Origin of the sequence: Streptacidiphilus jeojiensis (assembly GCF_042510965.1) — a bacterium.
Classification (GTDB): Bacteria; Actinomycetota; Actinomycetes; order Streptomycetales; family Streptomycetaceae; genus Streptacidiphilus; species Streptacidiphilus jeojiensis.
The window spans coordinates 544,012-556,741 of sequence record NZ_JBEUKS010000005.1 but is presented as its reverse complement, the minus strand read 5'-3'; the positions used below and the strand labels follow the sequence as shown (position 1 = coordinate 556,741).

The following is a 12,730-nucleotide window of genomic DNA, read 5'->3' as shown; positions in this document are numbered from 1 at the left end:
ACACCGGCCGGACCAGCGCCGGACCAGAGCCGGAACTTCAGTCAGATCGGAGCGGTCGGAAGGCCCATGCTCAACAAATACGCGCGAGCTTTCTTCACGCGGGTGCTCACCCCCTTTGCGTCGTTCCTGCTGCGCATCGGTGTCAGCCCGGACATGGTCACCCTGGTGGGCACGGCCGGGGTGGTCGCCGGAGCGCTGGTGTTCTTCCCCCAGGGCAGCTTCTTCTGGGGCACCATCGTGATCACCGCCTTTGTCTTCTCCGACCTGGTCGACGGCAACATGGCCCGCCAGGCGGGCAGCTCCAGCGTCTGGGGCGCGTTCCTGGACTCCACCCTGGACCGGGTCGCGGACTCGGCGGTCTTCGCCGGAATCGCCCTGTGGTACGCCGGCGGCGGGGACAACCTGCTGCTCTGCTCGGTGGCGCTGTTCTGCCTGGCCAGCGGGCAGGTGGTGTCCTACACCAAGGCGCGGGCCGAGAGCCTGGGCCTGAAGTGCGACGTCTCGGGCCTGGTCGAGCGGGCCGAGCGGCTGGTGGTGACCCTGGTCGCGGCCGGGCTCGCCGGGCTGCACGGCTTCGGGGTGCCCTACATCGACTGGCTGCTTCCGATCGCCCTGTGGCTGATCGCGGTGGGTAGTCTGATCACCGCACTGCAGCGCATCCTGACGGTGCGCCGCGAGGCCGCCGAGGCGATCGCGGCCGGGGGAGGGCAGTTGTGAGCGGACTCAGCGACCAGGTGACGTACGGCGCCTACGCCGCGGGCTGGGGGGCGGTGAAGCGGTTGCCCGAGTCGGTGGCGAACGGGCTGTTCCGGCGGATCGCGGAACTGGCCTGGAAGCGCCGCGGCAAGGGCGTGCTGCGGCTGGAGTCCAATCTGCGCCGGGTCCGCCCGGAGGCGACCGAGGCCGAGATCGCCGAGCTGGGCCGGCTGGGGATGCGCAACTACCTGCGCTACTGGTGCGAGTCGTTCCGGATGCCGGTGTGGAGCCGGGAGCGGATCGCCGCCTCCTTCGAGCCGGAGTTCGTCGAGCGGCTGGACGAGGCCATGGCGTCCGGCCGCGGGGCGGTGCTGGCGCTGCCGCACATGGGCAACTGGGACCTGGCCGGGGCCTGGGTGGTGGTGCGCGGCTACCCGTTCAGCACCGTCGCCGAGCGGCTGAAGCCGGAGAAGCTGTACGACCGCTTCGTGGCCTACCGCGAGGGCCTGGGGATGGAGGTGCTGCCGCTGACCGGCGGCGCCAACACCCTGGCCACGCTGGCCAAGCGGCTGCGGGCCGGCGGTCTGGTGTGCCTGGTCGGCGACCGCGACCTGTCCGCCTCCGGCGTCGACGTCAGCTTCCTGGGCGAGGCGGCGCGGATGCCGGCCGGTCCCGCGGTGCTGGCGGCGCAGACCGGGGCGGCGCTGCTGCCGGTGACCCTCTGGTACGACGGCACCCCGGTGATGAAGGGCCGGGTGCACGAGGAGGTGCCGGTCCCGGCGGAGGGCAGCAAGCGGGAGAAGGCCGCGGCGATGACGCAGGCGCTCGCGGACGTGTGGTCCGAGGGGGTGCGCGAGCACCCGGGGGACTGGCACATGCTGCAGCGCTTCTGGCTGGCGGACCTCGACCCGGACCGGGCCCCGGCCGCGGTCGGGCAGCCGACGGCGGAGGCTTCCCGGTGAGGATCGGAATCGTCTGCCCCTACGCCTGGGACGTCCCCGGCGGGGTGCAGTTCCACGTCAGGGACCTGGCCGAGCACCTGATCCGGCTGGGCCACGAGGTCTCGGTGCTGGCCCCGGCCGACGACGACACCCCGGTGCCGCCGTACGTGGTCCCGGCCGGACGCGCCGTCCCGGTCCCCTACAACGGCTCGGTGGCCCGGCTGACCTTCGGCTTCCTCTCCGCCGCCCGGGTCCGCCGCTGGCTGCACGAGGGCGCCTTCGACGTGCTGCACATCCACGAGCCGGTGGCGCCGAGCCTGTCGCTGCTGGCCTGCTGGGCCGCCAGCGGTCCGATCGTGGCGACCTTCCACACCTCCAACCCGCGGTCCCGGGTGATGGTCGCCGCCGAGCCGATCGTGCAGCCGGCGCTGGAGAAGATCAGCGCCCGAATCGCGGTCAGCGAGTACGCCCGGCGCACCCTGGTCGAGCACTTCGGCGGGGACGCCGTGGTCATCCCCAACGGCGTCGACGTCGGCTTCTTCGCCCGCGCCGAGCCGCGTCCCGAGTGGAGCGGCGCGGACGTCCCCGACGGCGGCACCATCGGCTTCGTGGGCCGGATCAACGAGCCGCGCAAGGGCCTGCCGACGCTGCTGGAGGCGCTGCCCCGGATCCTGGCGGCCCGCCCCGGGGTGCGGCTGCTGGTGGCCGGCCGGGGCGACGAGGAGGAGGCGGTCAAGGGCCTGCCCGCCGAGGTCCGGGCCAGGATCGAGTTCCTCGGCATGGTCAGCGACGAGGAGAAGGCGGCGCTGCTGCGCAGCGTGGACCTCTACGTCGCGCCCAACACCGGCGGCGAGAGCTTCGGCATCATCCTGGTCGAGGCGATGTCCGCGAACGCGCCGGTGCTGGCCAGCGATCTGGACGCGTTCCGGCAGGTGCTGGACGGCGGCGCGGCCGGGGAGCTGTTCCCGGTCGAGGACGCCGAGGCGCTGGCGGACGCTGCGGTCCGGCTGCTGGGCGACCCGGAGCGGCTCGCCGAGCTGCGCGAGGCCGGCTCACGGCACGTCCGCCGCTTCGACTGGGAGACCGTCGCGGCCGACATCCTCTCCGTCTACGAGACGGTCACCACCGGTGCCGCCGCGATAGTCGGCGAGGACCCGGGCGGCGGCTGGCGGGCCCGGCTGGGCCTGGCCCGGGACTGAGGAGCCGGGGAGCGGACCGGGCGACCGGTCCGAACCTCTACAGTGACCCTTCGTGAGCATCTGGATCTGGGTCGCCTTCGCCGTTGTCCTCGTCGGCCTCTACCTCAGCTGGACCGCGGGGCGGCTGGACCGCCTGCACGCGCGCATCGACGCCGCCCGGGCCGGCCTGGACGCGCAGCTGCTGCGCCGCGCCTCGGCGACGCTGGAGCTCTCCACCTCCACGCTGCTGGACCCGGCCGCCTCGGTGGTGCTCTACCAGGCGGCGCACGGCGCGCGGACCGCGTCCGAGGAGGGCCGGGAGCTCGCCGAGAGCGAGCTGAGCCAGGCCCTGCGGGCGGTCTTCGCCGAGCCCGAGCAGGTCAGGGAGTTGCGCGCACTGGTCGGCGGCGAGGAGTACGTGGTCGAGCTCAGCTCGGCGGTGCGCCGGGTGCCGATGGCCCGCACCTTCCACAACGACTCGGTCCGGGCCGCCCGGGCGGTGCGGCGGCACCGGATCGTGCGGATCTTCCGGCTGGCCGGCTACGCGCCCTTCCCGCAGACCGTCGAGATCGACGACGAGGCGCCGCCGGTACTGGTCGCCCCGGCCTGAGCGGCGCCGGTACGGCCGACCCGCGAGTGCCACGGCGGAGTGTGTGATCTGCGTCCGATGGACCCGGTGGAGCAATCGGTTAGGGTCGGAGCGGGCCTACCATGGGCTTGTCGCACCACTGCTCCGCATTCTTCAGTGAGGTCTTTCGTGTCCACCAACACTCCCGCCCCCACCGACCAGCCCTCGGTCGGCACCGCCCGCGTCAAGCGGGGCATGGCCGAGCAGCTCAAGGGCGGCGTGATCATGGACGTCGTCAACGCCGAGCAGGCGAAGATCGCCGAGGACGCCGGTGCCGTCGCGGTGATGGCGCTGGAGCGGGTCCCGGCCGACATCCGCAAGGACGGCGGCGTCGCCCGGATGTCCGACCCCAACATGATCGAGGAGATCATCGAGGCGGTCTCCATCCCGGTCATGGCCAAGTCCCGGATCGGCCACTTCGTCGAGGCCCAGGTGTTGCAGGCGCTCGGCGTCGACTACATCGACGAGTCCGAGGTGCTGACCCCGGCCGACGAGGTGAACCACTCCGACAAGTTCGCCTTCACCACCCCCTTCGTCTGCGGCGCCACCAACCTCGGTGAGGCGCTGCGCCGGATCGCCGAGGGCGCGGCCATGATCCGCTCCAAGGGCGAGGCCGGTACCGGCAACGTGGTCGAGGCCGTCCGCCACCTGCGCCAGATCAAGAACGAGATCGCCCGGCTGCGCGGCTACGACAGCAACGAGCTCTACGCCGCCGCCAAGGACCTGCGCGCCCCGTACGAGCTGGTCAAGGAGGTCGCCGAGCTCGGCAAGCTCCCGGTGGTGCTGTTCTCCGCCGGTGGTGTGGCCACCCCGGCCGACGCCGCGCTGATGCGCCAGCTCGGCGCCGAGGGCGTCTTCGTCGGCTCCGGCATCTTCAAGTCCGGCGACCCGGCCAAGCGCGCCGCCGCCATCGTCAAGGCCACCACCTTCTTCGACGACCCGAAGATCATCGCGGACGCCTCCCGCAACCTGGGCGAGGCCATGGTCGGCATCAACTGCGACACCCTGCCCGAGCCCGAGCGCTACGCCAACCGCGGCTGGTAGTCCGCAGGTTCGGTGGGGAGCGCGGACCGAACGGTCCGCGCTCCCCCTTGTTTCCCATCCTTCGCGAAGAGGTTCCCCACAGTGACCAGTTCCCCCGTAGTCGGCGTCCTCGCCCTCCAGGGCGACGTGCGCGAGCACGCCATGGCCCTGGCCGAGGCGGACGCGGTGGCCCGGCCGATCCGCCGCCCCGAGGAGCTGGCCGAGGTCGACGCCCTGGTCATCCCCGGCGGCGAGTCCACCACCATGTCCAAGCTGGCGCTGCTGTTCGGGCTGATGCAGCCGCTGCGGGAGCGGGTCGCGGCCGGGATGCCGGTCTACGGCTCCTGCGCAGGCATGATCATGCTGGCCGACAAGATCCTGGACGGCCGGGACGACCAGGAGACCGTCGGCGGCATCGACATGGTGGTGCGGCGCAACGCCTTCGGCCGCCAGAACGAGTCCTTCGAGCAGGCCATCGAGGTGCGCGGGCTGGACGGCGGCCCGGTGCACGGCGTGTTCATCCGGGCGCCCTGGGTCGAGTCGGTGGGCGAGGGCGTCGAGGTGCTCGCCGCGCTGGACCACGAGCGGATCGTGGCGGTGCGTCAGGGTAGTCTGCTGGCCACCTCGTTCCACCCGGAACTGACCGGTGACCACCGCATCCACCGGTTCTTCGTGGACATGGTCCGTGCCCGGGCGTAACGGCAGGTGACGGTAGGATCTCGTCTGTTGTTCGTTTCTCTGGTGTTGTCTTAAGGAGCTACTCGATGTCCGGCCACTCCAAGTGGGCTACCACCAAGCACAAGAAGGCCGCCATCGACGCGAAGCGCGGCAAGCTCTTCGCGAAGATGATCAAGAACATCGAGGTGGCGGCCCGCACCGGCGGCGGTGACCCGGCCGGCAACCCCACGCTCTACGACGCCATCCAGAAGGCCAAGAAGAGCTCGGTGCCGATCGACAACATCAACCGCGCCGTCAAGCGCGGCTCGGGCGCCGAGGCCGGCGGGGCCGACTACTCCACCATCATGTACGAGGGCTACGGCCCCAACGGCGTCGCCGTGCTGATCGAGTGCCTCACCGACAACCGCAACCGCGCCGCCTCCGACGTGCGCGTGGCGATGACCCGCAACGGCGGCTCGATGGCCGACCCGGGCTCGGTGTCGTACATGTTCAACCGCAAGGGCGTCGTGGTGGTCCCCAAGGGCGACAAGCTCGACGAGGACACCGTGATGGAGGCCGTGCTCGACGCCGGCGCCGAGGAGGTCAACGACCTCGGTGACACCTTCGAGGTGCTCAGCGAGGCCACCGACATGGTCGCGGTGCGCACCGCGCTGCAGGACGCCGGCATCGACTACGACTCGGCCGACGCCAACTTCGTCCCCAGCGTCCAGGTCGAGCTGGACGCCGACGGCGCCCGCAAGATCTTCAAGCTGATCGACGCGCTGGAGGACAGCGACGACGTGCAGAACGTCTTCGCCAACTTCGACCTCTCCGCCGAGGTCGTCGCCGAGCTCGACGAGGACGAGTAGTCCTACCGGAAGCTGCCTCCGCCGCCCGGCGCCCACTGCGGGTAGCCGGGCGGCGTCTTGTCTGCGCTGCCTTGTTTGCGCGGGCATGTCCGGGGCTGTTGTGTCGGTGGCAACCGATAGCCTCACCAGGCAACCATCCGTTCGAGGCGAAGGGCGACAACCGTGCGCGTGCTCGGCGTGGATCCGGGGCTGACCCGCTGCGGCGTCGGCGTGGTCGACGGCGCGCCCGGGCGTCCGCTGCGCATGGTCGCCTGCGGGGTGGTGCGCACCCCGGCCGAGCTGGACGTGGCGCACCGGCTGCTGCAGATCGAGGAGGGGCTGGAGCTCTGGTTCGACCGGCACCAGCCCGAACTGGTCGCGGTGGAGCGGGTGTTCGCCCAGCACAACGTCCGCACCGTGATGGGCACCGCGCAGGCCAGCGCGGTGGCGATGCTCTGCGCCACCCGCCGCGGCATCCCGGTCACCCTGCACACCCCCAGCGAGGTCAAGGCCGCCATCAGCGGCAACGGCCGCGCCGACAAGGCCCAGGTCGGGGCCATGGTCACCCGGCTGCTGCGGCTGGACGCGCCGCCCAAGCCGGCCGACGCCGCGGACGCCCTGGCCCTGGCCATCTGCCACATCTGGCGCGGAGCCGCCACCGACCGCATCGCCGCCGCCGTCGCGGCCGCCCGTCCCAAGGAGTACCGCCGATGATCGCCTTCGTCAGTGGACCGGTGGCCGCCCTCGGCCCGGCCTCGGCCGTCATCGAGGTCGGCGGCGTGGGCATGCTGGTCCAGTGCGCCCCCTCGGTGCTGGCCGGGCTGAAGGTCGGCGAGCCCGGCCGGCTGGCCACCTCGCTGGTGGTCCGCGAGGACTCGCTCACCCTCTACGGCTTCGCCGACGACGACGAGCGCACCACCTTCGAGCTGCTGCAGACCGCCAGCGGCATCGGCCCCAAGGTCGCCCAGGCGATGCTCGCGGTGCACCGTCCCGACGCGCTGCGGATCGCGGTCCAGCGCGGCGACGCCAAGACCCTCACCGCCGTCCCGGGGATCGGGCCCAAGGGCGCGCAGAAGCTGCTGATCGAGCTCAAGGACAAGCTGGGCGCGCCCACCGGCGCGGTGCCGGCCCAGCAGCACGCCGTGCTGTCCTCCGGCCCCGCCCCCTGGCAGGACCAGCTGCACGCCGCCCTGGTCGGGCTGGGGTTCGCCCCGCGTGAGGCCGAGGACGCGGTCGCGGCGGTCACCCCCGAGGCCGAGGCCCAGGAGCGGACCGACGTCTCCGCCCTGCTCCGCAGCGCGCTCCGTACCCGCAACCGCACCCGCTGAGGAGCAGCTCGATGAGCCCCTACGACGAGACCACCTCGGCCGTCTCCTCCTCCGCCGACGGCGAGGACCGCGCCGTCGAGGCCGCGCTGCGCCCCAAGGACCTGGGCGAGTTCATCGGCCAGGAGCGGGTCCGCGAGCAGCTGTCGCTGGTGCTCCAGGCGGCCCGGCACCGTGCGGCCACCCCGGACCACGTGCTGCTCAGCGGCCCTCCCGGGCTGGGCAAGACCACCCTGTCGATGATCATCGCGGCGGAGATGAACGCCCCGATCCGGATCACCTCGGGCCCGGCCATCCAGCACGCCGGCGACCTCGCCGCGATCCTCTCCTCGCTGACCGAGGGCGAGGTGCTGTTCCTGGACGAGATCCACCGGATGTCCCGTCCGGCCGAGGAGATGCTCTACATGGCGATGGAGGACTTCCGGGTCGACGTGATCGTCGGCAAGGGCCCCGGCGCCACCGCCATCCCGCTGGAACTGCCGCCGTTCACCCTGGTCGGCGCCACCACCAGGGCCGGGCTGCTGCCCCCGCCGCTGCGCGACCGCTTCGGCTTCACCGGCCACATGGAGTTCTACGCCCCGGTCGAACTGGAGCGGGTGATCCACCGCTCGGCCCGCCTGCTCGACGTCCGGATCGACACCGCGGGCGCGGCGGAGATCGCCGGGCGCTCCCGGGGCACGCCCCGGATCGCCAACCGGCTGCTGCGCCGGGTCCGGGACTTCGCGCAGGTCAGGCATGACGGCGAGGTCACCAGGGAGATCGCCGCCGCCGCCCTCGGGGTGTACGAGGTGGACGAGCGCGGGCTGGACCGGCTGGACCGCGCGGTGCTGCAGGCGCTGCTGAAGCTCTTCGGCGGCGGCCCGGTGGGCCTGTCCACGCTGGCCGTCGCGGTGGGGGAGGAGAGCGAGACGGTGGAGGAGGTCGCCGAGCCGTTCCTGGTGCGCGAGGGCCTGCTGGCCCGTACCCCCAGGGGCCGGATCGCCACCGCCGCCGCCTGGCAGCACCTGGGTCTCACGCCACCGCCCGCCCCGCCGCACACCTCCCTCCCGGCCCAGCAGGACCTCTTCGGCGACGCCGCTGAGGGCTGACTCACAGCGAAGAAGGCCCTGCTACTCGCTTTCGTCGGAACCGGGATGACATGCTTGACGTTGTCCCTCCAAGGCGGGTCGCCTAGACTCCGCCGTTGCCGCTCCCTTTCGGACGGCCCGCCACCGAAAAGACCGGCCGCTTCCCTTGCGGCCTCGCAAAGGACCTGTCAGCCGTGAATTCCTCTTTCCTCGTCATCATCGTCGTCATGATGGGCGCGATGTACCTGATGACCCGCTCTGCCAAGAAGAAGCAGGCGCAGGCCGCGGAGATGCGCAACAAGATGGAGCCCGGTTCCGGTATCCGCACCATCGGCGGTATGTACGCCCTGGTGAAGGCCGTGAACGAGGACTCCGTCGAGCTTGAGGTCGCCCCCGGCGTCCACGCCATCTACGCCAAGAACGCCATCGCCGTCGTGATGGACGGAGCGGAGTACAACCGCATCGTCCACGGCGACGAGGTCGAGGACGAGGCCGAGGAGATCGAGGACGACGCGCAGACGGTCGTCGCCGACGAGGCCCCGGTCGAGCTGGACAAGGCGCCTTCGCTGGAGAAGGCCGATGCCGGGGTGGAGGATGACGCAGAGCCCGCCGCTGACAAGGGCGTAGCCGCCAAGTAGCCTGCCCCATACGGCAGACACGCCGGGGCCACCCAACCCCGGACGGCCCCAACGGACCGCTGCGTCGTGGCCGCGCCATCCCCTGTCCGCCGGACCCCCGGCGGTGACGGCGCGACCCACCCACGGCATGGACAGAGAGAAACGAGAAGGTGGCATCACCCAAATCCCGTCCCCGTGACGGATACCCGGGGCGCGCGATGGGCCTGATCCTGGCGGTCGCGGTGGCCCTGGTGGCCATCATGTTCGCCACCGGGAACACGACCCCCCGCCTCGGCGTCGACCTTGCAGGTGGCACCACCGTCACGCTCAAGGCGGTCGCGCCCAAGAACAACCCCGGCGCTGTCAACAGCACCAGCATGAACGAGGCCGTCTCGATCCTGCAGCAGCGCGTCAACGGGATGGGCGTCTCCGAAGCCACCGTGCAGACCGAGGGCAGCGACACGATCGTGGTGACGATCCCCAAGGGGAACAACACCCAGCAGATCGAGAACGAGGTCGGTACGACCGCGAAGCTGTACTTCCGTCCGGTCCTCGCCGAGGCCCCGTCGGGTGTCACCGTCACCTCCTCGGCCAGTGCCAGCGCCAGTGCCTCGGGAACCGCCTCCGCCTCCGCCTCGGCGAGCACCCAGGCCAACGCCCCCTCGGGTTCGGCCTCCGCTTCCCCGTCCGCGACCAAGACGCAGGGCGACGCGGTCACCGGTGACCTCACCAAGGCCTCGGCGACGGCCAGTGCCAGTGCCACGGCCAAGGCGAGCACCACCCCCGCCGCCACCGGCACCGCAGCAGCAGCCGCATCGAGTTCCGCAGCCGCTGCCGCCTCGCTCACCACCGGCACCGTCCCGGCCGACCTGACGACGCAGTTCGCCAACCTGGACTGCTCCAAGGCCGCCCAGCGGGTGGACCACCAGACCGACACCACCAAGGACGCGGTGGCCTGCTCCTCGGACGCCAGCGCCGGCTACTACATCAAGTACGCCCTGGGTCCGGTGGCCGTCCCCGGCACCGACATCAGCAGCGCCTCGGCCGGCATCAGCACCCAGAACGGCGGCTGGCAGGTCAACCTGAACTTCACCAGCAGCGGTGGCTCGAAGTTCACCACGGTCACCACCGCGCTGGCCAAGAACACCACCCCGGCGAACCAGTTCGCGATCGTCCTGGACGGCAAGGTGCAGTCCGCCCCCTCGGTCTCCTCGGCGATCACCGGCGGCCAGGCGCAGATCACCGGCAGCTTCACCCAGGAGGAGGCGACCAGCCTCGCCAACGTGCTGAGCTACGGCGCGCTCCCGCTGGACTTCAGCAAGCAGGACGTGACCACCGTCTCGCCCGAGCTCGGCAGCAGCCAGCTCACCGCGGGCCTGGTCTCCGGCGCCATCGGTCTGGCACTGGTGATCCTCTACTCGCTGCTCTACTACCGGGGCCTCGGCCTGGTGGCCATCGCCGGTCTGGCGGTCTCCGCCGTGCTGACCTACGCGATCATGTGCCTGCTCGGAGCGACGATCGGGTTCGCGCTGAACCTGCCGGCGGTCTGCGGCGCCATCGTGGCCATCGGTATCACCGCGGACTCCTTCGTCGTCTACTTCGAGAGAATCCGCGACGAACTGCGGCACGGCTCCTCGCTGCGCCCCGCGGTGCAGCGGGCCTGGCCCAAGGCCCGGCGCACCATCCTGGTCGCCGACTTCGTGTCCTTCCTGGCCGCCGCGGTGCTGTACTTCTTCACGGTGGGCAAGGTCCAGGGCTTCGCGTTCACCCTGGGTCTGACCACCCTGCTCGACGTCGTGGTGATCTTCCTGTTCACCAAGCCGCTGATCACCCTGCTGGCCCGCCGGAAGTTCTTCGCCGAGGGCCATCCCATGTCCGGGCTCGACCCCAAGCGGCTGGGCGTGAGGCCCCCGCTGCGCGGCGGCCGCCGTCCCGCCGAGACCAAGGAGGCCTGACCAGATGTCCCGCTTCGGCAACATCGGCCACCGGCTCTTCACCGGCGAACTCAGCTTCGACTTCGTCGGTCGGCGCAAGCTCTGGGTCGCCCTCTCCGGGGTGATCGTGCTCGCGGCGATCCTCGGCCTCAGCCTGCGCGGCCTGAACCTCGGCATCGAGTTCAAGGGCGGCGAGATCTACACGATCTCCAAGCCCGGGGTCACCGTCAGCCAGGCCCAGGACGTCGCCAACAAGATCACCGGCGACAACTCCTCGGTGGTGCAGTCCTCCTCCAGCAGTTCCGGCAAGCAGATCACCATCCAGATCAGCGCCGCCGAGAACGTCACCACGGAGAAGGCGATCACCGAGATCACCTCCCAGCTGGGCGTCCCGGCCAACCAGGTCAGCACCCAGATGATCGGTGCCAGCTGGGGCCAGGACATCAGCAAGAAGGCCCTGTACGGGATCATCGCCTTCATGGTGCTGGTGACGCTCTACCTCGCCGTCGCCTTCGAGTGGCGGCTCGCGGTGGGCGCCCTGGTCGCGCTGCTGCACGACATGGTGATCACCGTCGGCGTCTACGCCCTGCTGGGCTTCACCGTCACCTCGGGCACGGTGATCGGCTTCCTGACCGTCCTCGGCTACTCGCTCTACGACACCGTCGTGGTGTTCGACGGCCTCAAGGACGCCACCAAGAAGCTGGGCACCCAGTCCAGGCTGAACTACAGCGACGCCGCCAACCAGTCGCTGAACAGCACCCTGGTGCGGTCCATCAACACCACCATCCTGGCGCTGCTGCCGGTCGCGGCGCTGCTGTTCATCGGCGGCGGCCTGCTCGGCGCCGGCACCCTGAACGACATCTCGCTGGCGCTGTTCGTCGGCCTGAGCGCCGGTGCCTACTCCTCGATCTGCGTCGCCACCCCGATGGTGGCCTGGCTCAAGGAGAAGCAGCCGGAGAACATCGCGCTGGCCAAGAAGGTCAGGCAGCGCCGGGCCGCCGAGGCCAAGGCCGCGGCGGAGGGCGTGGTCCTGGACCAGGCCGACCGCGCGGGCCAGGACGACGAGGCCGCCGAGGGCAACGTCCCGGTCAGCAGCGGCAGCGGCGCCGGCGGCAGCACGGGTCCCCGGCGCCAGCCGGTCAACCGCAGCCGCAACGACCGCCGGGCCCCCGGCAAGAGGAAGTAGCACCACATGAGCACCGACGACCTGGCCGCACTGCTGGCCTCCCGGATCCGCGACGTCCCGGACTACCCCAAGCCCGGAGTGGTCTTCAAGGACATCGCGCCGCTGCTGGACGACGCGGTGGCCTTCGCCGCCCTGGTCGACCACCTGGCGGCACGGGCCAAGGCCCTGGGCGCGACCAAGGTCGTCGGCCTCGAGGCGCGCGGCTTCATCCTGGCGGCCCCGGCCGCCTACGCCGCGGGCGCGGGCTTCGTCCCGGTCCGCAAGGAGGGCAAGCTGCCCGGCCCCTGCTTCAGCCAGGCCTACGACCTGGAGTACGGCTCGGCGGTGATAGAGGTCCAGTGCGACGCCTTCGTCCCCGGTGAGCGGGTGCTGGTGGTCGACGACGTGCTGGCCACCGGCGGCACCGTCGAGGCCTCGCTGGACCTGGTCCGCCGGGCCGGGGCGGAGCTGGCCGGAGTGGCGGTGCTGATGGAGCTCGGCTTCCTCGGCGGCCGTGAGCGCCTGCAGCCCCACCTGGGCGAAGCCCCCCTGGAAGCGATCATCGCGCTGTAGCAGGCGGTCTGCGCGCAGGGGTACGGGGCGTCGCGCCCCGAAAGGCCGGAGTACAGCAGGACCGACGCGGGCGGGTCA

At 71.4% G+C, this 12,730-nt stretch carries 14 protein-coding genes; all 14 read left to right on the top strand.

Annotation, left to right across the window (positions count from 1 at the left end):
• The first annotated feature begins 66 nt into the window (after positions 1 to 66).
• The 14 genes from pgsA to ABUW04_RS17440 all read left to right on the top strand — a co-directional run bounded on the left by pgsA (position 67) and on the right by ABUW04_RS17440 (position 12,652).
• Positions 67 to 717 carry a phosphatidylinositol phosphate synthase gene (pgsA, locus tag ABUW04_RS17505; RefSeq protein ID WP_030248717.1) on the top strand — a complete coding sequence of 217 codons (651 nt, stop codon included), beginning with the start codon at positions 67 to 69 and terminating at the stop codon, positions 715 to 717.
• The gene (locus ABUW04_RS17500) at positions 714 to 1,658 is read left to right on the top strand and encodes a phosphatidylinositol mannoside acyltransferase (RefSeq protein ID WP_380565621.1); all 945 of its coding nucleotides are present in this window, start codon (positions 714 to 716) and stop codon (positions 1,656 to 1,658) included. The genes pgsA and ABUW04_RS17500 overlap by 4 nt, the downstream gene beginning before the upstream one ends.
• Positions 1,655 to 2,836: a glycosyltransferase family 4 protein gene (locus ABUW04_RS17495; protein WP_030248719.1), complete on the top strand. Its 1,182-nt coding sequence runs from the start codon at positions 1,655 to 1,657 to the stop codon at positions 2,834 to 2,836. Before ABUW04_RS17500 ends, ABUW04_RS17495 begins: the two co-directional genes overlap by 4 nt.
• 52 nt (positions 2,837 to 2,888) lie before the next feature.
• Positions 2,889 to 3,425: a hypothetical protein gene (locus ABUW04_RS17490; RefSeq protein WP_380565620.1), complete on the top strand. Its 537-nt coding sequence runs from the start codon at positions 2,889 to 2,891 to the stop codon at positions 3,423 to 3,425.
• A 147-nt stretch (positions 3,426 to 3,572) separates the two neighbouring features.
• Positions 3,573 to 4,487, top strand: a complete 915-nt coding sequence (pdxS, locus tag ABUW04_RS17485; protein ID WP_380565619.1) for a pyridoxal 5'-phosphate synthase lyase subunit PdxS — start codon at positions 3,573 to 3,575, stop codon at positions 4,485 to 4,487.
• 81 nt (positions 4,488 to 4,568) lie between these two features.
• On the top strand, positions 4,569 to 5,165 hold the full coding sequence (gene pdxT / locus ABUW04_RS17480; protein ID WP_030248723.1) for a pyridoxal 5'-phosphate synthase glutaminase subunit PdxT: 597 nt from the start codon (positions 4,569 to 4,571) through the stop codon (positions 5,163 to 5,165).
• Between the two features lie 65 nt (positions 5,166 to 5,230).
• Positions 5,231 to 5,992 carry a YebC/PmpR family DNA-binding transcriptional regulator gene (locus ABUW04_RS17475; RefSeq protein WP_030248725.1) on the top strand — a complete coding sequence of 254 codons (762 nt, stop codon included), beginning with the start codon at positions 5,231 to 5,233 and terminating at the stop codon, positions 5,990 to 5,992.
• 162 nt (positions 5,993 to 6,154) lie between these two features.
• Positions 6,155 to 6,685 carry a crossover junction endodeoxyribonuclease RuvC gene (gene ruvC / locus ABUW04_RS17470; protein ID WP_030248727.1) on the top strand — a complete coding sequence of 177 codons (531 nt, stop codon included), beginning with the start codon at positions 6,155 to 6,157 and terminating at the stop codon, positions 6,683 to 6,685.
• A complete protein-coding gene (gene ruvA, locus ABUW04_RS17465; RefSeq protein ID WP_030248729.1) occupies positions 6,682 to 7,299 on the top strand; it encodes a Holliday junction branch migration protein RuvA in 618 nt (205 codons plus the stop codon). The genes ruvC and ruvA overlap by 4 nt, the downstream gene beginning before the upstream one ends.
• 11 nt (positions 7,300 to 7,310) lie before the next feature.
• Positions 7,311 to 8,384: a Holliday junction branch migration DNA helicase RuvB gene (gene ruvB / locus ABUW04_RS17460; protein WP_030248730.1), complete on the top strand. Its 1,074-nt coding sequence runs from the start codon at positions 7,311 to 7,313 to the stop codon at positions 8,382 to 8,384.
• Positions 8,385 to 8,557: 173 nt separating this feature from the next.
• Positions 8,558 to 9,001 (top strand): preprotein translocase subunit YajC, encoded by a 444-nt coding sequence (gene yajC / locus ABUW04_RS17455; RefSeq protein ID WP_030248732.1) that lies wholly within the window; start codon positions 8,558 to 8,560, stop codon positions 8,999 to 9,001.
• Positions 9,002 to 9,198: 197 nt separating this feature from the next.
• Positions 9,199 to 10,935 (top strand): protein translocase subunit SecD, encoded by a 1,737-nt coding sequence (gene secD, locus ABUW04_RS17450; RefSeq protein ID WP_380565618.1) that lies wholly within the window; start codon positions 9,199 to 9,201, stop codon positions 10,933 to 10,935.
• Between the two features lie 4 nt (positions 10,936 to 10,939).
• On the top strand, positions 10,940 to 12,100 hold the full coding sequence (secF, locus tag ABUW04_RS17445) for a protein translocase subunit SecF (protein ID WP_030248736.1): 1,161 nt from the start codon (positions 10,940 to 10,942) through the stop codon (positions 12,098 to 12,100).
• A gap of 6 nt (positions 12,101 to 12,106) precedes the next feature.
• Positions 12,107 to 12,652 carry an adenine phosphoribosyltransferase gene (locus ABUW04_RS17440; RefSeq protein WP_030248738.1) on the top strand — a complete coding sequence of 182 codons (546 nt, stop codon included), beginning with the start codon at positions 12,107 to 12,109 and terminating at the stop codon, positions 12,650 to 12,652.
• Positions 12,653 to 12,730: the final 78 nt, after the last annotated feature.